The organism is Telluribacter humicola (genome assembly GCF_017355935.1).
In the GTDB taxonomy this organism is placed as follows: Bacteria; Bacteroidota; Bacteroidia; order Cytophagales; family Spirosomataceae; genus Telluribacter; species Telluribacter humicola.
Map to the genome: position 1 here is coordinate 2,390,586 of NZ_JAFIQT010000001.1, position 23,440 is coordinate 2,414,025.

Below are 23,440 nucleotides of genomic sequence, written 5' to 3' on the forward strand. Positions count from 1 at the left end.
CGCAATTGCAGCCTATGGAGCTATACAGAATTACACGGTATCGTCACCGGGATGACCTGACGGGAACGGAAGCATTTAAGAGCGGAGGGCGCTGGAATACCGAGGGCAGGCATGCCCTCTACTCCGCCTCGTGCCGGTCGCTGGCGTTATTAGAAAAACTGGTACATCTGGAAGAAACACCTCCGCCCAGTGACTATGTGATGGTAGTGATACACGTGCCCGACGAAGTGACCTACCGCCAGTTGGAAGACTTACCAGCAGACTGGCCCAGTCAGCGCTCCTGGACCGAAGATGCCGGCAACCGGTGGCTGGATGAAAATAAGTCACTTCTTCTGAAAGTACCCTCGGTTGTTGTACCTTTGGAATACAACTATATCATTAATCCCCTACACGAGGATATGAAATCAGTTAAAATAGTTGGCATAGAGCCCTTCACTATTGACGAACGTTTGTGTATCTATGAATAACAAGTTTAGCCTCAGTACTATCATCAGACCACATATTCAGACCCTCACACCCTATTCGTCCGCTCGGGATGAGTATACGGGCAAAGAGGGAATATTTCTGGATGCTAATGAAAATCCGTATGGTTCGGTAGTACAGGACGCATATAACCGCTATCCTGATCCGTATCAGTCGGCGATCAAGGAGAAGCTGGCTCCCATCAAAGGAGTGAGGCAAAGTCAGATATTTCTGGGCAACGGAAGCGACGAACCCATTGACCTGCTGGTACGGGCTACCTGTACACCAGGTAAGGACTCCATTCTGATAATGCCACCTACCTACGGTATGTACGAGGTAAGTGCTTCTATCAATGATGTACCCCTGATCAAAGTACCTCTGACTCCCGACTTCCAGATAGATACCGATGCGGTACTGGCGGCCATTACACCTGATACTAAGATCATATGGGTATGTTCGCCCAATAATCCCTCCGGTAACCTGGTTCAGGCATTAGCTATTCAGACACTACTTGAGCAGTTTGATGGGCTGGTAGTAGTCGATGAAGCCTACATAGATTTTGCTGATACCGAATCATGGACGCAGCAACTGGATCAATACCCAAATCTTGTAGTATTGCAGACGTTCTCCAAAGCCTGGGGACTGGCTTCGCTGCGACTGGGAATGTGCTTTGCTTCGGAAGAACTGATCAGGATCCTGAATAAGATCAAGCCGCCCTATAATATCAGTGGACCTACCCAACAGCTACTTCTGAATGCGCTGAACGAAGAAGAGGCCAAGAACCAGATGGTAGCGGATATCATGCGGGAACGCGATAACCTGCATGCGATGCTGAACGATCTTTCGTTAGTAAAGAAGATCTATCCGTCGGATGCTAACTTCCTGTTGGTGCAGTTTGAAGAGGCCAGGTCTGTGATGGATTACCTGCTGAGCGAAAAGATCATTGTGCGCGACCGGTCACGTGTTATATTATGTGACGGATGCCTGCGTATTACAGTAGGTACCAACGATGAAAATGTGGCCGTGGTAGGCGCACTCAAAAAATACCAGCAGAATACGGTAGTGGCGTAGTGGTGAAGTGAGGAATGAATGTCTTAGTGTAAACAGTACTGAACCAAACAGATCATGAAAAAAGTATTATTTACCCTCATAGGCCTATTTATTATCAACCTGGCACACGCTCAGTATGACAACTGGGCCGTTGGATTCAAGCTGGGCGAACCTACGGGACTGAACATACGTAAGTACTTCAATAATATCAATGCCTTTGACGTCACTATAGGTACTTACGGAGGCATCGTAGGTAATAACCGGGACTACCGCCAGGGATTCTACCGAAACGCCGGACTTTCGGTACAGGCTCATTACCTGTGGCATTACCCCCTGCTCAACTCCGAACTAGTACACATCTACTATGGTTTTGGGGGACAAGTCAACAGCCGTCGGTACTATCCCAACCGCCTGAGTGGAGGTTATGAGAATACCATTTCATTGGGTGGCTCCGGTATTGGAGGTCTCGAGTACTATCTCCCCGATGGCCGCCTGTCGGTCTTTCTGGAAGGGGGAGCTTATGCCGAAGTACTTCCCAGGCCCCTGTTCATCAGCCCGAATATATCCGGAGGAATACGATTAAATCTCTGACAATATTCAATATAGATTACAAAAAAGCACAAAGTCAAACTTTGTGCTTTTTTGTATGTACTAGCCTGATACCAGTTAAGGCTGGTACATTTCCTGTCCATGATAAGCAAGGGATATGGCTTCAATATCGATCTTACCCATCTGCATCATAGCATTCATAGCTCTTTTTGCCTTTTCTGCGTCTTCGCTATGTAAGTACTTACCCAGAGCTGCCGGTATGATTTGCCATGACATCCCAAATTTATCTTTGAGCCAGCCGCACCGGCCCTTTTCTCCCCCATACGACAGCTTGTCCCACAGTTCATCTACTTCCTGCTGTGTGTCACAGTGTACAAAGAGCGATGTACCATTTGAAAAGCTGAAGTAAGGCCCGCCGTTTAGTGCCATAAACCCTTGCCCTTCCAGCTGGAAAATGATAGACATAACAGTCCCTTCTGGCAAGTGGCCACCTTCTCCATAGCGAATGGTCTTCGTGATATTAGAATTTTTGAACAGGAAGGTGTACAGGTTTACCGCTTCCTCTGCCTGGTCGTTAAAGGTCAGAAATGTTGTAATCTTTTGCATAGTAGTTAAGTCAAGGATTAAGTATATACAAATGTAGGAGTTACGTCGCTGATTGATAGGGTGTAAAAGAGCCACTTTGCGGGTGGATTGCGACATAATCAGTGAATAAAACACGAAGTTTTACTCCTAAACGCCTAGGTAGATAGCCCGAAGTCTTTCAGGCTGCTGGGAAGTTAATGTAGTGAGGTTTGTGGAAGATTGAGAATACTAAATAGAGTTGTAGTCCAGCTAGTTGTATGGTTTACCTCATTAAAGTTGAATAATTTTCGGACAGGGCTATTATAGCAAAAACCAAACGTATGCCCCAGGTGCAGCATCACGTTTGGTTTTGACTCATAAGCCCGGAAGAGCTGGCTATACCTAATCTTACACCGTAGGCTTTACCTACCGGTGCAGGCGTTGATATCGTGTATTCAAGCTAATTGCTTCTCTAGCTTAGTGGTATTCTTTGTATAACTCGGGGCCACGTAAGTATTGAGATAGTGAAGCAGTGCGTAAATAAAGGTGGTTACACCCGCCATTTCCATCAACTCTTCAAGGCAGTACAGCAACTGATTATAAAAATGGTCAATGCTGTACATTTTATAAAAGTACCCCTCAAACATCTCAAGACCAGCCGCGCCTTCCACGAATAATGCGGCTGACAGGAAGAATAAGTTTCTGGTGATCACTGGCAGAGATATAACAAACCGGAACATGTAAGCCGCAACTGCTAAAAAGAGCATAAAGTAGGGAATGATCCAGGCCCAGTGAAGCAGACCCGCGAAATCATTGGTGATAAAAGGTCTTACTTGATTAGAAGAAGCTTCATGGATTTGTAGATTTTCGTCCAGAGCAAGAAAGAAGAAAATTACGCTTAGAATGAGCCATTGCTTTTTCTCTTTACCGTAATGGTTGATGAGTTGTGTCTGCTTATAAATGAAGTACAAAATCAGACTTGCTGAAAGCATTAATAGCGTGGAGAAGAACGCAGGAAAGTTATTTTCACCATTGAAATCAAAGTACTTATTGAGAATCCTTACCGGCAGGGTGTCATAAAAAGGAGAGTTCTGCGCAATGATGTTAATGATATTGGCTATCAGGAGAAGGGCTATAGCCAGTACCAGATACTTCACAACTCTTCCAGGATTAATTGAGACCGTGTGAGAGACCGCGTTCGTTGAATTTAAAGTTTTTTCCATAGGACTTTACATGTTGGGGTGTAAGAAAAAAATGTTAGCTACTCAGTCTGCTTCCTACTGCTTAAAGCATGGATATCTACTGACAGTATGGTGTAAATTGATGTAAGCTTTAGTATGGTGCATAGTGATGAATTTGATGATTAAAGTCCTTGGTATTGAATTACATTCATCAAATAAGTTAACAAAAAGGTAACAGAAGTATACAAAAAAATGAGCAGACGGTATATTACGTAAATGGGTGAAGAACGTTGAAAACGAGGTAGTTGTCGTATGAAGAAACAATGATAACTGCGTAATTGGCTAGTGTACAAAAAGTTACATCTGGCATTGTCAGCATTAAGCCTATTTATGATGTCACTTTATGACTCTTAAAAGAAGCAGGTACCTGATCGGGGTGCACCAGGATTGATACTAACTATACTGACCTGCTGAAGAGGTAACCGGTAAAGCCAGAGTGGTTGGCGGAGCTGCCCTTGTCGTACAAATGAATATGAGTAAGCAGGAGGATGTACAGCACCCGGCGGATGCAATCCTTAAGCAGTATGTTGATGTTGGTATATAGAATAGTATGGAAGGAGTAGGAGGGATCGTTCGCTTCGCCAGTGATAAATGACTAGTAGGCGGTACTGCGGTATTAACGGAGTTGAGAGTACTACTTGTAGTATTTCTTCCTGAACTCCGCTTTTTGTTTTTGGTAGTCAGGATGATCTTTAGCTTTAAACCAATAAGTCTTGAATACTTCCGCGGCTCTTGCCTTCTCATTGGTAAGGGCATCTTCTTCCTGTTTCAGCAAGGGATTGCCTTTGTTCTTACTACCTGAAGAGTAAGGATACTCCAGGCCATCGGTTTTGTCCTCTTCACCGATGCTGTACTTGCGGCCACTTTTATGGTTGGCGTAGCGCCGGGCTCTCGTAAAACCCATCTGCAGGTACTTACGGGCCATATCAGCCCCTACAAAGTCATTATCTTTGAGGTACTGTTCAAAGAGTTCATAGATTTTCAGGGCCGACTCCCGGGCCACCTCCTCGGTCCTGAACTTCCAGTAGGGGAGTATCTCCGACTTATACGGCTGCACCATCAGTACTCCCTGTTCACCCACGCCTATTCGATACAACTCCGGGTGCTGCCTGAAATCGGTAGTAGTAAAGTCCAGGGTATAGTTGAAGGCGTTTTTCGGCATATAGATGTACCAGTTGATCAGTAAAGGCCCTTGTTGCCTTTATAACAAATTAAGGTCGGTAGTGTTAAGCTCAGACTAGCTATATGTGAATGATACTTACCTGTATTAGATCAGGCCGATTCGCTTCTCAGTTGCTCCACAAAATCAATCCCTGCCTCCGTCACGCCAATGATCTCAGTCATTACTCCCAGTTCTTTGCTGGTATCAAAGTAGGCGACACGAGCGAAGGGAAGAGTAAGACTCTGTACTTTGGAATAGCCTTTGTCCTTGAATTCAGAGATGGCCTCTTCCAGTTGGCTATCAGGAACAATAAAAGCCACATGCTGAACCCCGCCCTGAGGATGTTTATCCAGGTACTCCCGAAATATACTTGGCCCGGACACTGGCTGAATCAACTCGATCACAGACTCACCCGAATAAGCCATAGACAGGTGAAAAACATGATTGTCCGTCTTACCACGATAGGTACCTTCAAGGTCTTCCGATTGTAGATTTTCCAGCCTTACAAAATGCGATATGCCCAGTATAGTACGAAAGTGGTTTTCTGTGGCCTGTATATCCGGAACCACCCAGGTAATCTGTCCAAAGTACTTGCCAAATGAGGTAGTGACTGCTTGCAGCTCCATCGAATATAATTTAAGGTAATGTACTTTATTAACTCTCAAGTAAACCATCTACCGGTGTTGATCGTGGGTAAGCAGTTGGATACCTGATAAAGTAGGGAGTGGTTATAATTTTAGCCGATCTCCACAGTATCATTGACCCGTACTACCCCCTCTTTCAGAATAATGGCATACACACCGGCGCAGGGATATAATCCTTCTCCCATAATGGGTAACCGGTTATGGTCAACCAGGGTTTTTAGTACATGCGTATCTTTTGGTAATCCCTCCTGAGCGAGGGTAGTCATGACACAGCGCGGGTCGGGCATGGTGACCATGAGTCTGACGTTGTTCTGTATGGTGATGGACTTGTCCAACCAATCGTTTTCTATAAAGCCGCTTTCAGTGGTTTTTATGATGATATTCATCCGGAACCTTCTCTCGTCAAACCGGGTCTCCGGGCGTAGTTCCTGCAGGCGGGAGAGGGTAGAGGTAGTCATGACCGAGGCCGGAAATACATCCATGAAAGAACCGGCCGACACGGGCGAAGGGGCTCCCATTTCGTTGAACAGAGCCCAACCCAGCTTCTGCTCCACATAAGTATCGCGCTGACCGAACGGATTTAGATGTTCCACATCCGGGTGATACTGATCTATTGTATAGTCTTCAGGAGCCATACGGGCCAGCGTAACAGCCTTACCAAAATATTCCGAAAGCACCTGGTCTACCTCGGACAAATCGCTTCGTAATTGAGTACCATTGGGCAGGGTAATCTCTACGGGAGGAATCTCCTGCCCGGGTTGCGGCGGGCTTACAAAGCGAGCTTTGCACATCAGCAGGTCCGGAAATTGCCGCACGCTTTTCGCCGTCACGACCTTTCCGCTTTCTTTCTCGACGAGGGCATAGGCCCGGTCGCCCAGTACCCCATTTTTATCTAACTCTACCTGATCCAGTTGCTCACCCTGAAATGATTTGACCGGGAAACGCCAAAGAGATTCTATGGTACCTACCTGCATAGTCGTATGTTATAGTGGAAGTGAAAGGATGATGTGTCGGAAAGAAAATTGCCCCAAATTAGGGTGGATTCTGTGTTATAGGTTTCAACCAAAAGTAGCCATTATCTATATCCTCTCATCGGCATCCAGAAGTATTTTTATCAAATGGTAGCAGGATGAGGGCAGGGCGTATTTGGCTGGCGTTGGTGGTGTTGTTAGGGAAGCCTGAGTTCTGGACACTGTTTACTTTAAAAATTTCTATAAAAAATTTAAGGGCAGATACGTCTGATACACAAGCTTCTATGTCTATGACTTCTTCTGTTGAGCTACTATGTTCAGAATAGCCATTAAACCATTGCGGCTGATAGTCCTCTAACCAACAAAACACAAAGCATCTATTAGCCACTACATCTGTTAGCCATGAAAAAGACCCTTATTCTATTCGCCCTGTACGTAGTTGCCAGCCTGGGTGTCTCTGCCCAAAGCATGAATGCCAGATCTAACCGTACCCTGCCCAGTGATCGTCAGGCCATAGCTCAGATCCAGCAACTGGACCAGGAAGTACGTACCAAGATTGCCCGCGGCCTCGACAGAGAAATGATCAGCACAACCGAAGCTATGCGCATGCTTAACGAGTACCAGCGTATTCAGCAGCGCGAGCGCCAGTACCTCGCCAACGGCAGGCTCAACAACCGCGAAACCCGTGACCTCATGTATGACCTCGAAACGCTGTCGCGCCGTATTACAGTTGACAGCTATGACGATCGGTCAGGCCGGGTAGGAAGACGCTAATACCATAAGCCACACATCTGTTTTCCACTAAGAAGGGACCCCAAAGTGGGTCCCTTCTTTTTTAGTATTTATAAGAATATATATTTCGACTCAACGCTAGTCAGACTTACTTTACCGCAACAGAGGAAATAGTCTGGGCGGCTTCCTCCATCATGGTTGTGATGATGCTCTCAACTGGTTGAATATCCTGCACCAGCCCTACGCCCTGTCCAGCCAGGAGTGCCATTTCTTCCAGGTCACCTTCGGTGGTTGGCATAGGTACAAAGCTGGAGAATCGTTTCAGCGTCTGCTCCTGTCCGAATAGTGAGGTTTTGCCAATCACAGGTTCGTTTTCTGTAGTAGCAGGTACCAGATGCTCCCTGCCCTGGAACTCCGTGACAACGCTGTTTTTCAGGACGCGCATCGGATTGAAGTCAACCATTTCCGGCCCGAAGATGGAGGTCAGGCAGGTGTCGATGCCGGTGGCTTCGGTCAGGCGGCTTTTGTAATCAGGGTGGATAAATGCCTCATGGCTGGCTAACAGACGCGTACCTACCCATACGCCTACGGCACCCAGACAGAGGGCCGCCGCTACCTGCCTGCCCGTGGTGATACCACCAGCTGCCAGTACCGGTGTGGGTTTGACGGCTTCCACTACCTCAGGTACCAGCACGAAGGTAGGCAAGGTGCCGTAGTTATGACCTCCCGCTTCGGCGCCCTGCGCTATGATCAGGTCAATACCATCCTCGACCGCTTTGCGGGCGTCCGCTACCGAACCAACCTGCTCCCATACTTTTATATGAGCTTCATGCAGCCTGTCAATGTACTCCTTGGGAGGATGTCCCCAGTGAAAGGAGACAATCGGTACCTGCTCTTCTACGCACACCTGAATCTTTTCCTCGTCGGTCAGGAACGTAATGAAGTTGACATGAAAGGGGCGATCCGTTGCTTTTTTTACCTCACGAATCAGAAACCGGACTGCTTCGGCGGGCAGCGGTCCCATAGCAATGGCGCCGATACCGCCGGCCTTGCATACGGCAATAGCCAGGTCGGGTGAGGTGCCGGCAAAGGCCATTCCGGCCGATGCAAAGGGATAGATAACGTTATACGTTTCGGTAAGGCGGGTAGTAATAGTAGTCTTAGACATAGGGTTTAAAGTTAATTTAGCCTTCAAGTATACTACTAACTACTACCCTGGCCTTAGCCAGATTGTATGGACAGTCTGAAATGAGCCATGAAGGGTTATAATCCCCCTTTGGAATGAACAGGCTCCTATTTATAACAAACTTAGTCTACTATCTCCAGTCTGTAATGGAGCTGTGTAAGCCCTGTATCAAAGGCCTTTGCTGAAACCAGCTCAAACTTCTGCTCGGGTCTGCCATCTTTGAATAACCGTGTACCACTGCCGACCAGCGTAGGGACGATGGAAATAATCAGCTCGTCAATGAGTCCGTCCATTAGTAGTTCGTTGACCACTTCGGCGCCCCCGTCACAGAATATATGCTTGCCCTCTTCCCCTTTCAGGCGCAGTACCAGGTCTTTGAGTGGGCCGGTATAGAAGGTGGTATTACCGAGGGAGGGACGTTTGGTGCGGGTGATGATATAGGCGGCTTTGTCCGCGTGCGGGAACTCCGGTACCTTGTTCATAACCCAGTCGTAGGTCTTACGGCCCATGATCACGGTATCTACGCTGGTGATGAAGTCGGCGTAGCCGTAGTCTTCATCCGGTTGTTGTACCCGCGCCAGAAAACTCAGATCATCGTTGGGTTGGGCAATGTAGCCATCCAGGCTGGTGGCGATGTAGAGGATTACCTTTCTCATACTCTTCCTTTTTAGTGTTAGTGCACCGTAAAGATGGAAGGTCTGTAAAGGAAGAAATTGTACAAAATTTACGCGAGTACCTGTAAGCTCTTCCGGTACTCGCGGGGCGACATGCCACAGAAAGATCGGAAGACCCGGATAAAGTGAGCCTGGTCGTAGAAACCCAGTTCCAGCCCTATTTCCGTCAGGCTTTTAGTTGGGTGTAGCCTGATCTGTCGGAGCGCCCGATTCACCACCCTCAGATGAAAGTACTTAACCGGGCTGATGCCGATGGTGGTATTGAAGTAGTCAATCAGAGTCTTGGACGACAGGCCGAGTCCGTGGGCCAGTTGCCTCATCTTACCTTTCTCAAATCCGGTTAGGTCTAATTGCTCGACCTGTTGCAGTACCTGCCTTTTGACTGGCTTCGCCTGGTAGGAGGGGAGTAGGTACCTCTCCAGGCTGGACAGCAACTCCCGGGGCGGAAGCTTCTGGGCATTCTCTCTGACGAATGATTCCAGCGAATTATTGAGGATAGTGCGGGTGTCAATAGAATAGTTGGACAGGTCCTGCGCGTTGATCCCGAAGGTCTGATACAAGCCCCAGGGCTTAAACAGGATACCTACCGTCAGGTGCTTCCCCTGGGTTAGTACGCGCAGAGGCCTTGTATATATGCCACTCACCCACGAATCCCTCTGCGAGGTATCGCTACTCATCGGATCACTGACATCAAAAACGTCACCCAGATTAAAAAACACCTCCTGATGTAGCAGTGGCATAGCCCAGCTACGGGTCTCAAAGCTTTCAGCCCAGTTGATATAGATGCAATCTACGGCTTCGGCCAGTTGGGTTTTGGGTACGTATATCTCAGATAACATGAACTATATAGAGTAGCAGTTCTGGCAGGTAAAGATACCAGGCAATACTCTTTCGTAAATCAATGATTTGACGAGAGGTTTATGTCCAGTATGAAGTGCTACTGTACAGTCACGGGCGACTGGTCACTATTGACACTAGGACAAAAGCATCTGACTAAGGCAGCATCAGTGAAAGGTCATCCTCCTTCTAATACTTACCCTATTTCTTGGCAGTGAGCTTGCCGGATAACCAGAACGAGAATGATACCATAGCGGCCTGAATGGGATGCATGGAACCATCGGGTGGCGGAGACACAAAATACAGATCCAGCTTGTCATAGTTTTTGAGTACCCGGTCAATGCGTGCAGGTCCGGGCTTGGTGGGTACCTGGTGCGAATAGTAGGGAGTCCCCAGCGCATCAAAAAAAGGCTCGAACAGACCGGGAGTCAGAAAACCAATAAATTTGGTGTTGGGGCTATCCAGTCGGTAGGTATGTTTGGTATTAGCCGGTATATGCAGGAAGTCTCTGGGATTGAGAGCTACGGCCTGCCCTTCGTTCCACATGGTCATGCTGCCTTCCAGACAGTAGAAGCATTCGGTGTGCCGCTTGTGGTAGTGCTGGATAATGGCGTTGCCCTTAGGACCATCCGTCATCAGCACCAGAAACTGACCATCCGTGTTGTTCTGCCGGGCCAGAAAGCTAAACAACTGGTCTTCCACAACGAAGTGTTCGCCGCCTCCATTTCGGATCACGTACGGCTTGGTACCATCGGGGCGGTCCATATTCTCCACTTCCTGTATGTGTTGGGCCGGCGTGAAGCTCTCCACCAGTTCAAAGTCCACTTGATCAGGTACCTCGTAGAGGGGCTCCATTTGGAATGACTGGTTAATGGATAGCTGGGTATACAACGAAACCACTCCACCAGGCCCCGTCAGGCATAGCAGCCGGGTGTTAGGTTCAATGGTGCGGTAGGTATGCGCAACGCCACGGGGTATATGTCCGTAGTCGCCCTTTTTGAGGTGGTAGGTCTTGTCTTTGAAAGAAAGCAGCAATTCTCCCGACAATACATAAATGCCCTTGTGGGTGTGTCGGTGCAGGTGGGCCGGGAAGGTGAAGGTACCTGATGCATATACCTCTACTATTTCAAGCAGTTCGTTGGTTTGTTCAGGTGAAGCAATGACCGAAAGCTCTGCGCCACCAAAATATAGTTTTTTCCCTTCGCCTGCTCTCAACAGAAAAGCGGGTGCTGCTTGTACATCCATAGTATATGCAGTTAGATAGCACTATAAGAATGTATTAAGCAGGATTTACTTACAGGTTTCTGATGGTTCAGTTACTCAGTGGAGCGGGGGAGAAGGGTTAAGCCGTTTTCCTTAACTCCACCAAAGCATGTATGATCATGTATATTCCTATCCCTGCCAGAACCGCATACAGGAAATAGGGATCTGTGACATTAATATCCGGCAGTACTGCTATATTCTGTTCCGCATTGAAATGCACCGCAATGCTGTCTGCTTTGGCTGTTCTCCTGAAGTGCCGGTTGGGGCTGGTTACGGTATACTTTTTCCCTTCGTGCCAGACATATATTTCGTTAGGCATGCGCACAGTACCCAACCCGTTATACCTGCCGATGATGGGCATCTTTACCAAGGGGCTGTGCTGCTGAACATAAGCTATTTTTTGATCAAGGCTGTACATGCCGTAAGTAACAAGGAGAAAAAAGATTCCTCCGGATACCATAAAAATGGTGCGGGTCCATTTTGCAATCTTCATACGCAATTTTTAGAAAGTTGAGGACTTGCCGTTATGTATTCTATAAATTAATGGAGTATCTGGATTGTTGCGCGACAGATAGGTAGATGAAGTCAGGCAACTCCCAACCGCCAGTTTTGCTTTGGTAGAGTAGGACTTTCCCTGCTTTCGGTTTCTTTTGATTTAGTCAAAGTACCTCCTTACCCCAGCCTGTTGGGCCCGGGTACAATAGTAGAGTCATGAGCCGGATAGTGGTTTTTACCTGATGCGTCGGGCTGTTCGGGCGTGTCCGTTCTGGTGCATGATGATTGAACTGATTTTATCAATACTATCTCTTACGAATTCAATCTGCGCATCAAAAGCCTTCAGGAAAAACTTATCTTGAGCTTCGGCAAACAGGTCGAATGCAGGCTGATTGGTAGCCTTGGCTTTCAGGCCGTGCCCCTCCCGCCGGATATTGACTTTAAAGTCAGGAGTCAGCTCGTACTCGCCTACGTAGGTATCCAGGATCTCGTCAGGTACCTGTACCACCCGTCTGATCACGGGTTTATAAAATTCTTTCCAGCCGTACACCGTAGCGATGCTATTGACGATTTCTTCCAGGATCTGGCCATTGTCCGAGTTGACCATCACCACCGCGCCGTTGCCGCCTTCCAGGCTGCCCAGGTACAAGCACCGGAAGCCTTCGTTGGCACCGCCGTGTGTAAAATACCGGTCAGGACCGGCCGTCTTGTTAAATACCCCCAGCCCCGCTTCCTGCATTACGGGCGTGAGCATGGTCCGGGCCATTTCCTGCGTAAGTACCTTATCTGACTTCCCCGCGTAAGCCCGTTGTATCTCGATGATATAGCGGCTGAGCTCAGTCGGATTGGTCCAGAGGGAGGCAGCGGCCTGCTCGGGGTACTGGTGGTACTTACCCTCTACGGGTGTGCCGTTGCCCCGATAGCCCGTCGCCAGCAGGGTGACCCGGTTGGCCGGTGGCGGTATGGTATAGAAGCTGTTCGTCATTCCCAGCGGATCCAGTACCCGCTGTTGGGCATACCGGTCGTAAGGCAGACCCGTCAGGTCCATTACCACCAGTTGTGTAATAGTAGTACCGCCGCCCGAGTACTGCGTCTTGGTGCCCGCCTCAAAAAGCGACCGGATGGGCTGGCTGTTGGCCGGTTTATCCCCGTTAAGTACCTGGATCACCGTCGGGACCGGCTGCCCCGCCGAGTAGCCCCTGAACCCGTGGACCGATGTACCGGCCGTGTGGCTCAGCAGATGCCGAAGCGTTATGGGCTTTTTATTCTTGCTGCTGTCGTACGGAAACTTCCAGCTCCGGAGGTAGGTATTAATATCCTGGTCCAGATCGGCCTTCCGGTCCTGTACCAGCCTCAGTACCCCCACCGCGTTCAGCGACTTGCTGATTGAGGCCGCCTGAAACAGGGTCTGGGCTGTTACGGGTGTGTTACTCTCCTGGTCAGCGAGGCCGTAGCCCCGCGCCCATTCAAGCTGGTGGTCTTTGATGACTGCAATACTCACCCCCGGAATCCTGAGCTGCTTCATGCGTTCCTGCAGTACCAGTGGTTTATCGTCGATCCGGACGGCCTCTCCCAGGTTTTGTTCCACCTGTTTGATCCGGGCCTCTACCTCAGGGCTGTACGATGGATTTGACTGGGGCATGAGCGGCATACTGCCGGATAAAAGCAGTCCCAGAAAGAGCATAGGTACCTTACATGTTTTCATAAAATAGCGAATGAATTGTTGAACGAATGTAACAGTACTATATAATCACAGCGGGCTACCGGGTATCAGGTTCTAAACCCTGACTGGTAAGGGCCCGGCTTAACCTAGCAATAATCAGAAACAGCAGGGTAGTAGATGGACATACAAATAGCGACTCTGTTTACATGGGAATAAACAGAGTCGTTAGAATGCGGGTAAGTACAGCAATAATTCTTAAGAAGTACACCAGTATGTGATGAGCGGCTTTGGAAGTACTATAGGGCGACTTGGCTATTCTTTACGGGCGCCAGCTGCAACTTCAACAGCTGGTAGGTGTAAACGTAGCCTTAAGGTGAATCAACTATTGGGCTTTTTACCCAACATCACTAACCGATAAATGAAAATCCCGATAGCGAATACCAATACCCCAACCTGCAAATAAAAATTGCCTTTATCTCCATCGGGATGCTTACTGGCCAGCCGGAGCTCATTGGAGATGTAAATAATAAATAGAAACGGGATTATCAGATTAAAGTACTTTCTCATAGGTGGCATGTCAGGGTGGATAGACCTGGTCAAGTTAGAAAGATACCCTGACTTTCCCAATCGCCCGGTGCCAGTGGCATTGCTTAGTCAGATTATTCTGGTCTGAAAAGACCGATGGTATAGTCAAGCAGTTCGGTGCCGCCGGGTTTGCCGTGACCGGGTATCACTTTCTTTATTTCCGGGTACTTTTGTTTCAGCTTTGTTACCGTGGCGGACCACTCGTTTGTATTAGCGTCTCCGAGGTATCCCTTGGTAGCTCCGGTCTCTTTGATCAGGCAGCCGCCAAAGAGTACCTTCTCCGCCGGATAATACGCTACTACATTGTCACGCGTATGTCCCTCGCCGAAGTACTCTACCACCACTTTCTTCGAGCCTACTTTGAGTTCCTGAACCGTATCAAAGCCATGCTGGGGTACGGGCAGGCTATTGGCCTTGGTCAGTTCGATGGTGCGCTGGCTGGCGTAGGAGGGGACCTGCTGCTTGTGAAACTCGTCCAGTCCGCCAAGGCAGTCGTCATGGAAGTGGGTAGGTACTACGGCCTTGATTTGGCAGTGGAGCCCATCCTGCACCCATTTGATCAGTTCTTGGGTAGCCTTCGCGTTGCTGGGCGTATCAAAGACCAGCGCTTCCTTATTATTCACGACTACCATGCCGTTGCACTCCACTTTGCCGAAGCTCTGAGTCTGTAGGTACGAGATATGCTGGTACACATGGTCGGCCACTTTCTGTACAACCAGATTTTCTGATTGGTACACCGGTTTGTCCTGACCGGAAGATGTACCTATGAAACCAAAAAACAGGAAGGGCAGGATGAGGTACGCTAATAGAGGCATCGGATAAAGAGATTTGATTAGTTGTAGGTTATTGGATTATGTTGTAGTCTTGCTTTCAGTTCAGTACAAAATTCTTCTGTTTGAGCTAAAACCTCAGAAATATACTAAGAATCTATTTTCTATCCTTTACATAATCCATATAGCTTTTACTGTGCGTATGAATGACTTTTGTATCAGGATTGTTATACATTTAGCTCCTCTGCTTAAGCATTCCAATAGTTCCTGGAAGTAGCCATGAAAGTATAGGTTGATTTATATTTTTACCTGATGGAAAATAGTTCTTTTCATAGTCGGCGGGACTTTCTTAAATTCTCCGCCAGTGCCTCCTTAGGTTTTGCAGGGCTCTTTTCCTGCGTCCGCGATATTGACACCGTAGTACCTACTCCCATCCCAACCCGACCCGTAGGGTATGGACCCCTGCTGCCCGATCCGGCTGGTTTGCTCAATCTGCCCAAGGGCTTTTCCTACCAGATCATATCGCGACAGGGCGAAACCATGAGCGACGGGCTACTAGTACCGGGGCTGCCGGACGGAATGGGTACCTTCCGGGGCGGCAACGGCAAAACTATTCTAGTCCGTAACCACGAAATGAGTCCGGACCCGATTTGGGGGAGTCCGTATGGGTTGGATGGCGCGTTGGCCTCTAAGATAGATCGTTCCCTTCTGTACGATGCGGGGAGTGGAGGCAGACCAGATCTGGGCGGCACCACTACGCTAATCTATAACCCGGCTACGGGCAAGGTAGAAACGCAGTTTTTGAGTCTGGCTGGTACCGCCCGCAACTGTGCCGGAGGACCTACTCCCTGGAACACCTGGCTCACCTGCGAGGAGACCACCAAGCGGGCCGGCTTTGATGGTAGTCAGAAAGACCATGGCTTTGTGTTCGAAGTACCCGCCACCGACTACGTCAAACTCCATGCGGCGGTTCCCATTAAGGCCATGGGGCGCATGAATCATGAGGCCGTGGCCGTAGACCCGCGTTCGGGTATTGTGTACCTGACCGAAGATGTCCCTGATGGCCTTATTTACCGCTATATACCCAAGGTACCCGGACAACTGCATAAGGGAGGTGCCCTGCAGGCGCTCATGATCAGGGACCAGAGCAGTGCGGATACCCGCAACTGGCCCTCACTGAAAACCTCTGCCTTTCCGGCCCGGCAACTTTTTGAGGTGGCGTGGGTGGATCTGGAAGAGGTCGAGTCGCCCGACGATAACCTACGCTATCAGGGCTATGACAAAGGCGCCGCCCGCTTTGCCCGGGCAGAAGGTATGTGGTTTGGTAACAATGAGGTATTCTTTGCCTGTACCAATGGGGGCAAAAGCCAACTGGGACAGGTATTCAGGTACATACCCAGCGCCCAGGAGGGAAAGCCTCAGGAAAAGACCTCTCCCGGTAAACTTGAGCTCTTCATTGAGTCCAACAGCATTGAGTTATTGCAGAACTGTGATAACCTGACCGTAGCACCCTGGGGCGATGTGATACTTTGTGAAGACAATGACCACCCGTTTCTGGTCGGCGTTACACCCAAAGGAGAACTCTACCGACTGGCCGAAAACGTAGCCCACAAGACCGAATTAGCCGGGGGTGTTTTCTCACCGACAGGCGAAACGTACTTCTTTAACATGCAGGGAGCAGGTCTCACTATCGCTATTACCGGCCCCTGGCACAAATAAGGGTAGAGGGGAGTAGGTAGAGGTCTTTTGATTTATAGCTTAATAACAAAAGCCTTTAGCTCTGCCATCTTCCCGTCGCGAATCCGCCAGACGTCACAGTAGGAGTAATCAGCCTCTTTTCCGTTTTCGTCCTTCATGCTGATTGTGCCGAGGGCCGTCACATAATCACCTCCGGCAATCAGGTTTTCGACGTTGAACTTGGGTGGCTCCACATAAGCCGTTGCCATCCATTGCCGAACCGCTTCCTTTCCTCGCAGGGTGATGTCTCCAATAAATGTCCATTCCGTATCGTCGGTGCAGAAAGCCAGAAACCCTTCATGGTCGCCTTCAATGATCGCCGCGTTTGCCTTTTCTAGTATGGCTTTAATACTCTCAGTCATAGGTATCATGTACGTTTAGGTTGCTATCAGGAGAGCGCTGGGGTAGCATAGAGGTACTATCCGTGGCAATGGGCACAAAATAAAAAAAGGAGGCAGTCTATTCCAAACCACCTCTTATTTCTGTTTAGAATACCTGAGCTATCACCTATATAACCAGTGCTCCTTATTCCACTAGTACCTTCCGGTAAAGGCACTCTACCGCCTCTCAAAATGACTTTTGTGCCGTGGGCCGTACTACGATCTCATTGACATCCACATCATCCGGCTGTTCTATGGCATAAGCGGTGGCCCGTGCAATGGCATCGGCAGAGATGGTATCTACCCTGAACTGTTCGATCGCCAGCTTTTTCAATTGCGGATCTGAGATGCTATCAGCCAATTCGGATTCGGTGGCACCCGGAGCAATAAGACCAACCCGGATATGTTGGCTCACTTCCTGCCTGAGTCCATCGGTAATGGCACGTACCGCAAACTTGGTAGCACTGTATACGGTCGATGTAGGACCCACCCACCGGTCGCCCACGGAGGTAATGTTAATAAACTGGCCGCGGTCCTTTTTCTCAAATACCGGCAGGGCCGCGGCTATGCCGTACAGCACGCCTTTTACATTGACGTCAACCATACGTTCCCATTCCTTTACTTTATACTGATTGAGGTAGGAGAGGGGCATCACACCGGCATTGTTAATCCATACATCCAGATCCTGATAAGTATCCAGCGCAAACTGTACAAACTCTTTTACATGGTCAGGACTAGTTACATCCAACGAGGTGAATGCGGCCTCGCCACCACTATTTTGGATTTCTTTTACCACCTGTTCCAGTTTATGGGTTCTTCTGGCTCCTAGTACCACTTTTGCCCCTTTGGCGGCCAGGTGCCTGGCGATTGCTTCACCAATACCGCTGCTTGCTCCTGTAATGGCTACTACTTTTCCTTTGATTCGTTGATTTTCCATTTGAGTATATGTCATGATTGTTTATTCAGATAATGCCAGTCATTCACCAGCCAGGGTTATTACCCTGATATTTATATACTCCTTACGCCATAGCACCGTTGGCTCCGATGTTCTGGGCGGAGATCCACTTGGCCTCATCACTGGCAAGGAACACCACCACCTGGGCGATATCCTGTGGCTCGCCGATGCGGTTGAAAGCGGAGAGCGAGGCCAGGCGGGCAACCGTTTCTGCTGATTTGCCTTCCAGGAATAATTCGGTACGGGTAGGACCGGGAGACACGACATTGACATTAATACCCCGGCTCCCCATCTCTTTGGCAAAGATGCGGGTGAGTTGTTCCACCGCTGCTTTGGAGGCAGCGTATGCCCCGTAGGTGGGCAACATGAGGCGGGTGACGGAGGTGGAGAAGTTGATAATACTACCGTGGTCAGCCAGTCGGGTGGCGGCTTCCCGTAGGGTATTGAATACCCCCTTGATGTTTACATCCAGGATCCGGGTCAGGTCCTCCTCCGTGGTGTCCTGGATAAGTTTGTAGAGGATGACTCCGGCATTATTTACCAGGGTGTCGACCTTACCGTACTGGGCGATGGCCTGATCAAAAAGGGCGGCTACTTGATCGGGTTTACTTACATCGGCCTGGACGGCTAAGGCTTCCCTGCCCTGCTCCCTGATCTCCTGTACTACCAGTTCGGCGGCGGCCTTGTTGCCGGCGTAGTTTACGACCACCTGCGCTCCGGCCTTCGCCAGCGCTTTGGCTATCTCTGCCCCGATACCCCGTGATGAACCGGTGACGAGCGCTACTTTTCCAGTGAGATTATTCATGACTTTGTATCTTTTTGTTTCGATACAAAGATGGCCGATCCATACCTCCTCGGGCGTACAAGGATTACAGCAAGACGTACAAATATCTAAGGTAGACTACTGAAGGAGCTGTTTTCGGTAGTCTGCCGGGCTCAGGGAGGTGTGTTTTTTGAAGTAGTTGCTGAAATGCGGAGCTTCCAGAAAACCCAGCCGGTTGGCGATCTCCTTCACTGAAAGGTCCTGGTCCTGCAGTAGTACCCTGGCTTCGGTGACCAGCTTATCGGCAATCCAGGTACTGATGCTTTTGCCGGTTTTACTCTTGATCACCTGGGATAGGTACGTGGGGTGCAGCAGCTGCCGGTCGGCAAAGTCCTGTACCCTCATTTGCTGTTGTACTTTCCCGCTGAGCAGTTCCCGGATGTGGTTTTCCAGGTTGAGCTTGAACTCTTTCACGATCCGGGAGCTGCGGGTACCCTCCACAATGGGGTTATAGTCCTGAAAGAAGTACTCTTTGATCTTCAGCAGGAGCACGACCATCAGGGTACCAATGAGCTGGTTTTTATACGGCGAACCTCCCAGATGCTCCCGGTGGATCTGCCGGTATAGTTGCTCCAGTACCTCAAACTGCTCATCACTAAGTACCCGGGGCTCTACCGTCTCGGTCAGCAGAAACGAAAATTCCCGGTACACATCCGAATGTACGTATTCTTTTAGGTACGATTCGTTGAAGGTGATCAGGCAAGCCTCTGTAATGCTATGCCATTCAAAGATCCGGAAGTTACCGGGGTTCGTAAAGTACACGGTGCCCGGCTGGATAGGGAACTGCAAGTCGTCGATGGTATAGTTGCCAAAGGCCTCCTGGATAAATAGGAAGCTAAAGAAGTTGGGGCGGAAGGATACTGATCTGAAAGGCAGCTGTTTAAAGATATCCTGCAGATAGTTGATCGTAAAGCCCGAACTGTCACCAATATCAGGCAGCTCCATGAGCTCGTACAGCTCATGCAGATCTTTTACTATGATGTCCTTTTGCTGTGCCACTTGGATATGATTACCTGTACTAATTAAGTACACTATTATTCAGCTCAACCCATTACTTTACAAAGCGATTTTTAATCAAGAGTTGGTGCCGGAGTATTTTTCCTGCAAAATATACTAGTTTGCGCTTATTCCATTGCTGCCAAGGGTGTAACTGTCCGCTATTGGTATTTGGCTGTTATGGGTGCTTTTGTTTGTCTGCACCAGGCTACAAATACAGCGAGTAGAGCCACGAAAATGTTAAAGCCGATGTCTTTTGCTTCACCTCTTGCAATATGAAAAGCACTTGCTGCTGTCATTAAAACAACAATTCCGTACGCTGCATAAATAGTCAGTTTAGGTAGAGTACGAAGTAAAGCGGGTAACACAATGCCAACGCCTGCTACTAAATCAACGATACCTGTAAGTAAAACAAGGGTACCACTGTCCTTAATCCAGGGAAATGGTAACTGTTCGGATTGGAATAGTTTCATCAGTCCAGCCCAGATAAATACGAGTGCTATAAGTCCTTGTGCCATCCAAAGGACAATGTTCATTGTTTTTTGTGCTGCTGCCATATTCTATTTTTAGTAAGGCAGCAATTTAAAGTACCTTTGCTATCCAAATGATATTGCTTCCCGTTTGGATAGCGCTATCCAAACGGGAAGTATTGATAAAAGCGAAAGAAATGTTGTCAAAAGCAGGTTGCCCCAAAACAATGCTGTCAATACAAGACGCACTGGAAGCCGTTGAAGGAAGATGGAAGTTGCTTATTCTGTTTGCGTTGTCTGAAAAGCCAAAGCGATTTAAGCAGATAGCAAAAGAAGTGAGCGGAATAACAGATAAAACGCTGTCAAAGGAATTGAAAAGCCTGGAAGTCAATAAACTTATCCGTAGAGATGTGTACGACACTTTCCCGCCAACCGTCGAATATACCATAACCCCACACGGTTTATCGCTTGAAAAGGTCCTGGACGAACTTCACTTCTGGGGTTTGGCTCATCGTAAAGAGGTCATTGAAAATTGAAGTAAAGTCAGCTGAAGCTAGTTTTATACAATACTACTACTGTCCACAATTCCAATAACTTATAACCTTATCCCTGTCGATAACCTATTTAAGCCAGACTTTTAACTTCGCGTTGGCTCTGTAGTAGTGTGCCAATTTGGTCACCCAACTTTTCGGCGTCATCATAACCCATCTGGTACAGGGGACCGCTTGTGCCGAGCAGCATAAACTGATGATCTCCAACGGTTGCCAGTATAGGGCTTCCGGCTTGGAAGTCTTTAAGACCGGTGAGGGTACGGAAGTACTTAATAGGTTCATTGCTATGTACATACACCAGGCTAGGACGGATGGACTCGAGCAGGGAACGGAAAATCTCTGTTTTACGATCGGTAGAAGCTAATCCTGCGGCTGTTTTAGCAGGCTTTGAGCAGATGTTGGTTTCGAGGCAGGATAGATTTGGGATACGATTAACGATCCGTTCTATACGGGCCCTTACACCAATAGGTTCTTGCAAACCACGCTTTAATCGATAATCTTCCATGAAAGTACATTTATCGAAACCTTCAGTATCGCTCCAATACGACCAGAATGGCTTGTCCATCTCCGTAGCAGGATTGAAGCCAACTATAAATACTTCACAGGATAAAGGTGAACCATTGCAGACAAAGGGCCTAGACTTAGAGTCGGTCATGAGTGGCTGTAATTGCTCGCGGAACTGTTGTAGAGAGAGGTTTGGGTTGGGCATGAGAAAGTTGAGGAAAGAGTAGTTGTAATGGAAAGAATGTATGTTGGTGAAATCACCAACATACGGCTAATAATATATTAATTCTGAGCCTTAATCAACTGGTCAAATATATCTGTAGCTTTAATTTCTCTATCAAGATAACTGATTGGAAAGAGTTGAACTCTTGGTTTGGAAGTTTTCGGGTCCCAGTTTAGTAACTTTCCTTCTTTGTCTTTTCGTTTTATTGTTCTTCCTGATCCAAGGTTCATAGAGAATAAATCAAAAAACTTTCTGGGGCCGATTCCAATAAAGGGCTCGAAAAATGTGAATTCTTCCTTATTGTTGCTCTTTATGCCTATTCGAATAGATTCCGAGTGGAAGTCTAAGGCTTTTGACTTTGGGTATGGCTCTATATAAACTACTTTTTCAATACCGGCTGCAATTATATGCTTTGCGCAGTTGTGACATGGAAACGTTGTGCAATATAAGGTTCCGCTTTTTGTAGAAGTATTATTTCGTGAACATACCATAAGGACTTCCATCTCGGCATGTACAGCCCTTCCGAATTCAATTAAGTCTTTAAGTCTACTTGAATGTAAGATTTCTCGAAGCGTATCTTTTTCAATGTCTGCTAAGCTTGCTTTTTCTAATATCTCATCTATGATAGCTAGCCTCTCTATGACGTTTGAATCTTCACCTCTTGTATAATCACGTCCTTGTTCAACATCTTTATATTCATTAGTTTCAGTGTCAATGTATGGCCAGTATAGCCCACCACCAAATTTTGGTGCATCATTTGCTCCAGTTGCGATAATTTCATCTCCTTTTGTAAGGACAGCACCTACTTGCCTAGATAAATCTGCTGATCTTAAAGATGATGTAAAAGCCATAAACATTGCAAACTCTTCAAACAAAGGAGTAATAGTCGGTTTTCCAAATATAATATCCAAGAATCTAAATATTGAAGCCTTCAATTTATCTCTATTGGAATCAACTTGTACAAAGAAGTCAGATAAGTGATAAGTGTCGCTTGTATGTTGCCCATGCCCACCAATAGAATCATTCTCATCTCTTTGAATTAAGTTCTTGGCTTCTTCCGAAGTCATTGATAACTCTTTCATTAAATAGTTGGTGCGATTGATGAAATCAGAAAAGACCCCAACAAGGTAAAATCCTTGTCCATAAACTTCTCTTAACAGCTTAACTTCGTCAGGGTGCTTCAAAGAGTCAATTATATATGCTTTTCTGAATTTACCTTTTTCTCTTTTTGAATTTATAATTTTAGAAGCGCCTAGCGCAAGTATAGAGTTGTCTTTATAATTTTCACGTGCTTGGTTACCAATATTCATGAAGTGATTGATACGGTTGTAGTGACCACTTTCATTTAGTATGGAAAATATAGGTAACCCCTCGATGACATTAGTTGATATTCTAATTTCTTCGACTTCGTAATTGAAGTAATTTATAAGCCTATCTTTAATTCGTGTTTTAACTTCTTTATATTCAACTCCAATGGCTCCTACCAGTCCAATAATGATTTCAGAATCGTTATATTCATCAGAAATCATATTTGTTTTATTAATTTGTATTGATGGATTTTTATCTATTGGTAGTTTTAAATCCTCTGTATTGCCTGAAGTAGATTTTAGTTCCATAATATTATTAATCGAATGATGGATTTGGAAGTAGTAATTGCATTACCTTATAATCGTTGAGCTAAATAGCACTTGTGTTTTATACTCTTTTATAGGAGCACAATGTAATAAATAAACCTTAGGTTGAAATGTATATATATAAAATATTTATCTAACGGTATATTGTTTTTATTATAGATGGTTTACGAAGCTTTTGCAATATAAACATCACATTTGTGGCTAACTGTGATGTCTTGGTAACAATAGCGATAAGTATTTTTTAAAAGACTTATACACTAATTCTTTGTTTTGGGACACCCTCTGAAAGCTTTTAGTTTAATTTGATTACCCTTAACTT

The 23,440-nt window shown here is 47.3% G+C and carries 25 protein-coding genes; 6 read left to right on the forward strand and 19 right to left on the reverse strand.

What is annotated here, in order from left to right; all coding sequences use genetic code 11:
* Positions 1 to 14: 14 nt before the first annotated feature.
* From JUB14_RS10210 to JUB14_RS10220, 3 genes are read left to right on the forward strand one after another with little or no spacing between them, the layout of a single operon-like run.
* A complete protein-coding gene (locus tag JUB14_RS10210; protein WP_207505752.1) occupies positions 15 to 467 on the forward strand; it encodes an RES family NAD+ phosphorylase in 453 nt (150 codons plus the stop codon).
* Positions 460 to 1,533: a histidinol-phosphate transaminase gene (hisC, locus tag JUB14_RS10215; RefSeq protein WP_207505753.1), complete on the forward strand. Its 1,074-nt coding sequence runs from the start codon at positions 460 to 462 to the stop codon at positions 1,531 to 1,533. The genes JUB14_RS10210 and hisC overlap by 8 nt, the downstream gene beginning before the upstream one ends.
* Positions 1,534 to 1,587: 54 nt before the next feature.
* Positions 1,588 to 2,103, forward strand: coding sequence for a hypothetical protein (locus JUB14_RS10220; RefSeq protein ID WP_207505754.1), 516 nt, complete (start codon positions 1,588 to 1,590; stop codon positions 2,101 to 2,103).
* 75 nt (positions 2,104 to 2,178) lie between these two features.
* Here the strand turns inward: JUB14_RS10220 and JUB14_RS10225 are convergent, their stop codons facing one another.
* From JUB14_RS10225 to JUB14_RS10245, 5 genes are all read right to left on the reverse strand, one after another.
* Positions 2,179 to 2,667 (reverse strand): VOC family protein, encoded by a 489-nt coding sequence (locus tag JUB14_RS10225; RefSeq protein WP_207505755.1) that lies wholly within the window; start codon positions 2,665 to 2,667, stop codon positions 2,179 to 2,181.
* A gap of 413 nt (positions 2,668 to 3,080) precedes the next feature.
* Positions 3,081 to 3,848: a DUF8692 domain-containing protein gene (locus JUB14_RS10230; RefSeq protein WP_229367618.1), complete on the reverse strand. Its 768-nt coding sequence runs from the start codon at positions 3,846 to 3,848 to the stop codon at positions 3,081 to 3,083.
* A 652-nt stretch (positions 3,849 to 4,500) separates the two neighbouring features.
* Entirely contained in the window at positions 4,501 to 5,028 is a 528-nt protein-coding gene (locus JUB14_RS10235; RefSeq protein ID WP_207505756.1) for a DUF4385 domain-containing protein, read from the reverse strand.
* Between the two features lie 110 nt (positions 5,029 to 5,138).
* Positions 5,139 to 5,654, reverse strand: a complete 516-nt coding sequence (locus tag JUB14_RS10240; RefSeq protein WP_207505757.1) for a VOC family protein — start codon at positions 5,652 to 5,654, stop codon at positions 5,139 to 5,141.
* 110 nt (positions 5,655 to 5,764) lie between these two features.
* Complete coding sequence (locus tag JUB14_RS10245; protein WP_207505758.1) at positions 5,765 to 6,646, reverse strand: MOSC domain-containing protein; 882 nt, start codon at positions 6,644 to 6,646, stop codon at positions 5,765 to 5,767.
* 399 nt (positions 6,647 to 7,045) lie between these two features.
* Here JUB14_RS10245 and JUB14_RS10250 point away from each other — a divergent pair, with 399 nt between their 5' ends.
* Positions 7,046 to 7,417 (forward strand): hypothetical protein, encoded by a 372-nt coding sequence (locus JUB14_RS10250; protein WP_207505759.1) that lies wholly within the window; start codon positions 7,046 to 7,048, stop codon positions 7,415 to 7,417.
* A gap of 106 nt (positions 7,418 to 7,523) precedes the next feature.
* Here JUB14_RS10250 and JUB14_RS10255 read toward each other — a convergent pair whose 3' ends face one another.
* From JUB14_RS10255 to bla, 7 genes are all read right to left on the reverse strand, one after another.
* Positions 7,524 to 8,543 carry an NAD(P)H-dependent flavin oxidoreductase gene (locus JUB14_RS10255; protein ID WP_207505760.1) on the reverse strand — a complete coding sequence of 340 codons (1,020 nt, stop codon included), beginning with the start codon at positions 8,541 to 8,543 and terminating at the stop codon, positions 7,524 to 7,526.
* Positions 8,544 to 8,683: 140 nt separating this feature from the next.
* The gene (locus tag JUB14_RS10260; protein ID WP_207505761.1) at positions 8,684 to 9,217 is read right to left on the reverse strand and encodes a dihydrofolate reductase family protein; all 534 of its coding nucleotides are present in this window, start codon (positions 9,215 to 9,217) and stop codon (positions 8,684 to 8,686) included.
* 68 nt (positions 9,218 to 9,285) lie between these two features.
* Entirely contained in the window at positions 9,286 to 10,074 is a 789-nt protein-coding gene (locus tag JUB14_RS10265; protein ID WP_207505762.1) for a helix-turn-helix domain-containing protein, read from the reverse strand.
* 199 nt (positions 10,075 to 10,273) lie between these two features.
* Positions 10,274 to 11,317 (reverse strand): cupin domain-containing protein, encoded by a 1,044-nt coding sequence (locus tag JUB14_RS10270; RefSeq protein WP_207505763.1) that lies wholly within the window; start codon positions 11,315 to 11,317, stop codon positions 10,274 to 10,276.
* A 97-nt stretch (positions 11,318 to 11,414) separates the two neighbouring features.
* Positions 11,415 to 11,828, reverse strand: a complete 414-nt coding sequence (locus tag JUB14_RS10275; protein WP_207505764.1) for a hypothetical protein — start codon at positions 11,826 to 11,828, stop codon at positions 11,415 to 11,417.
* A 237-nt stretch (positions 11,829 to 12,065) separates the two neighbouring features.
* A complete protein-coding gene (locus JUB14_RS10280) occupies positions 12,066 to 13,535 on the reverse strand; it encodes a serine hydrolase (protein ID WP_207505765.1) in 1,470 nt (489 codons plus the stop codon).
* A 617-nt stretch (positions 13,536 to 14,152) separates the two neighbouring features.
* Positions 14,153 to 14,893, reverse strand: a complete 741-nt coding sequence (gene bla / locus JUB14_RS10285; protein WP_207505766.1) for a subclass B1 metallo-beta-lactamase — start codon at positions 14,891 to 14,893, stop codon at positions 14,153 to 14,155.
* Between the two features lie 267 nt (positions 14,894 to 15,160).
* On the opposite strand from bla, the gene JUB14_RS10290 reads away from it, so the two are divergent.
* Positions 15,161 to 16,567 (forward strand): alkaline phosphatase PhoX, encoded by a 1,407-nt coding sequence (locus tag JUB14_RS10290; protein ID WP_207505767.1) that lies wholly within the window; start codon positions 15,161 to 15,163, stop codon positions 16,565 to 16,567.
* 32 nt (positions 16,568 to 16,599) lie between these two features.
* Here JUB14_RS10290 and JUB14_RS10295 read toward each other — a convergent pair whose 3' ends face one another.
* From JUB14_RS10295 to JUB14_RS10315, 5 genes are all read right to left on the reverse strand, one after another.
* Positions 16,600 to 16,947 (reverse strand): nuclear transport factor 2 family protein, encoded by a 348-nt coding sequence (locus JUB14_RS10295; protein WP_207505768.1) that lies wholly within the window; start codon positions 16,945 to 16,947, stop codon positions 16,600 to 16,602.
* 205 nt (positions 16,948 to 17,152) lie between these two features.
* Complete coding sequence (locus JUB14_RS10300; protein ID WP_207505769.1) at positions 17,153 to 17,902, reverse strand: SDR family oxidoreductase; 750 nt, start codon at positions 17,900 to 17,902, stop codon at positions 17,153 to 17,155.
* Positions 17,903 to 17,984: 82 nt separating this feature from the next.
* Complete coding sequence (locus JUB14_RS10305) at positions 17,985 to 18,725, reverse strand: SDR family oxidoreductase (protein WP_207505770.1); 741 nt, start codon at positions 18,723 to 18,725, stop codon at positions 17,985 to 17,987.
* Positions 18,726 to 18,821: 96 nt separating this feature from the next.
* Positions 18,822 to 19,742 (reverse strand): helix-turn-helix domain-containing protein, encoded by a 921-nt coding sequence (locus JUB14_RS10310; RefSeq protein WP_310586126.1) that lies wholly within the window; start codon positions 19,740 to 19,742, stop codon positions 18,822 to 18,824.
* A 158-nt stretch (positions 19,743 to 19,900) separates the two neighbouring features.
* Positions 19,901 to 20,296 carry a DoxX family protein gene (locus JUB14_RS10315; RefSeq protein WP_207505771.1) on the reverse strand — a complete coding sequence of 132 codons (396 nt, stop codon included), beginning with the start codon at positions 20,294 to 20,296 and terminating at the stop codon, positions 19,901 to 19,903.
* Between the two features lie 47 nt (positions 20,297 to 20,343).
* On the opposite strand from JUB14_RS10315, the gene JUB14_RS10320 reads away from it, so the two are divergent.
* Positions 20,344 to 20,745, forward strand: a complete 402-nt coding sequence (locus tag JUB14_RS10320) for a winged helix-turn-helix transcriptional regulator (RefSeq protein ID WP_374757798.1) — start codon at positions 20,344 to 20,346, stop codon at positions 20,743 to 20,745.
* Between the two features lie 88 nt (positions 20,746 to 20,833).
* Here JUB14_RS10320 and JUB14_RS10325 read toward each other — a convergent pair whose 3' ends face one another.
* Together JUB14_RS10325 and JUB14_RS10330 are read right to left on the reverse strand one after the other, a co-directional pair.
* A complete protein-coding gene (locus JUB14_RS10325) occupies positions 20,834 to 21,469 on the reverse strand; it encodes a hypothetical protein (RefSeq protein WP_207505772.1) in 636 nt (211 codons plus the stop codon).
* Positions 21,470 to 21,546: 77 nt separating this feature from the next.
* Positions 21,547 to 23,103, reverse strand: coding sequence for an anti-phage dCTP deaminase (locus JUB14_RS10330; RefSeq protein ID WP_207505773.1), 1,557 nt, complete (start codon positions 23,101 to 23,103; stop codon positions 21,547 to 21,549).
* Positions 23,104 to 23,440: the final 337 nt, after the last annotated feature.

Excerpts from the sequence above, each read along its gene's own strand:
- JUB14_RS10210 (WP_207505752.1), top strand. The coding sequence starts at position 15 with ATGGAGCTATACAGAATTACACGGTATCGTCACCGGGATGACCTGACG.
- hisC (WP_207505753.1), top strand. The coding sequence starts at position 460 with ATGAATAACAAGTTTAGCCTCAGTACTATCATCAGACCACATATTCAG.
- JUB14_RS10220 (WP_207505754.1), top strand. The coding sequence starts at position 1,588 with ATGAAAAAAGTATTATTTACCCTCATAGGCCTATTTATTATCAACCTG.
- JUB14_RS10225 (WP_207505755.1), bottom strand. The coding sequence starts at position 2,667 with ATGCAAAAGATTACAACATTTCTGACCTTTAACGACCAGGCAGAGGAA.
- JUB14_RS10230 (WP_229367618.1), bottom strand. The coding sequence starts at position 3,848 with ATGGAAAAAACTTTAAATTCAACGAACGCGGTCTCTCACACGGTCTCA.
- JUB14_RS10235 (WP_207505756.1), bottom strand. The coding sequence starts at position 5,028 with ATGCCGAAAAACGCCTTCAACTATACCCTGGACTTTACTACTACCGAT.
- JUB14_RS10240 (WP_207505757.1), bottom strand. The coding sequence starts at position 5,654 with ATGGAGCTGCAAGCAGTCACTACCTCATTTGGCAAGTACTTTGGACAG.
- JUB14_RS10245 (WP_207505758.1), bottom strand. The coding sequence starts at position 6,646 with ATGCAGGTAGGTACCATAGAATCTCTTTGGCGTTTCCCGGTCAAATCA.
- JUB14_RS10250 (WP_207505759.1), top strand. The coding sequence starts at position 7,046 with ATGAAAAAGACCCTTATTCTATTCGCCCTGTACGTAGTTGCCAGCCTG.
- JUB14_RS10255 (WP_207505760.1), bottom strand. The coding sequence starts at position 8,543 with ATGTCTAAGACTACTATTACTACCCGCCTTACCGAAACGTATAACGTT.
- JUB14_RS10260 (WP_207505761.1), bottom strand. The coding sequence starts at position 9,217 with ATGAGAAAGGTAATCCTCTACATCGCCACCAGCCTGGATGGCTACATT.
- JUB14_RS10265 (WP_207505762.1), bottom strand. The coding sequence starts at position 10,074 with ATGTTATCTGAGATATACGTACCCAAAACCCAACTGGCCGAAGCCGTA.
- JUB14_RS10270 (WP_207505763.1), bottom strand. The coding sequence starts at position 11,317 with ATGGATGTACAAGCAGCACCCGCTTTTCTGTTGAGAGCAGGCGAAGGG.
- JUB14_RS10275 (WP_207505764.1), bottom strand. The coding sequence starts at position 11,828 with ATGAAGATTGCAAAATGGACCCGCACCATTTTTATGGTATCCGGAGGA.
- JUB14_RS10280 (WP_207505765.1), bottom strand. The coding sequence starts at position 13,535 with ATGAAAACATGTAAGGTACCTATGCTCTTTCTGGGACTGCTTTTATCC.
- bla (WP_207505766.1), bottom strand. The coding sequence starts at position 14,893 with ATGCCTCTATTAGCGTACCTCATCCTGCCCTTCCTGTTTTTTGGTTTC.
- JUB14_RS10290 (WP_207505767.1), top strand. The coding sequence starts at position 15,161 with ATGGAAAATAGTTCTTTTCATAGTCGGCGGGACTTTCTTAAATTCTCC.
- JUB14_RS10295 (WP_207505768.1), bottom strand. The coding sequence starts at position 16,947 with ATGACTGAGAGTATTAAAGCCATACTAGAAAAGGCAAACGCGGCGATC.
- JUB14_RS10300 (WP_207505769.1), bottom strand. The coding sequence starts at position 17,902 with ATGGAAAATCAACGAATCAAAGGAAAAGTAGTAGCCATTACAGGAGCA.
- JUB14_RS10305 (WP_207505770.1), bottom strand. The coding sequence starts at position 18,725 with ATGAATAATCTCACTGGAAAAGTAGCGCTCGTCACCGGTTCATCACGG.
- JUB14_RS10315 (WP_207505771.1), bottom strand. The coding sequence starts at position 20,296 with ATGGCAGCAGCACAAAAAACAATGAACATTGTCCTTTGGATGGCACAA.
- JUB14_RS10320 (WP_374757798.1), top strand. The coding sequence starts at position 20,344 with ATGATATTGCTTCCCGTTTGGATAGCGCTATCCAAACGGGAAGTATTG.
- JUB14_RS10325 (WP_207505772.1), bottom strand. The coding sequence starts at position 21,469 with ATGCCCAACCCAAACCTCTCTCTACAACAGTTCCGCGAGCAATTACAG.
- JUB14_RS10330 (WP_207505773.1), bottom strand. The coding sequence starts at position 23,103 with ATGGAACTAAAATCTACTTCAGGCAATACAGAGGATTTAAAACTACCA.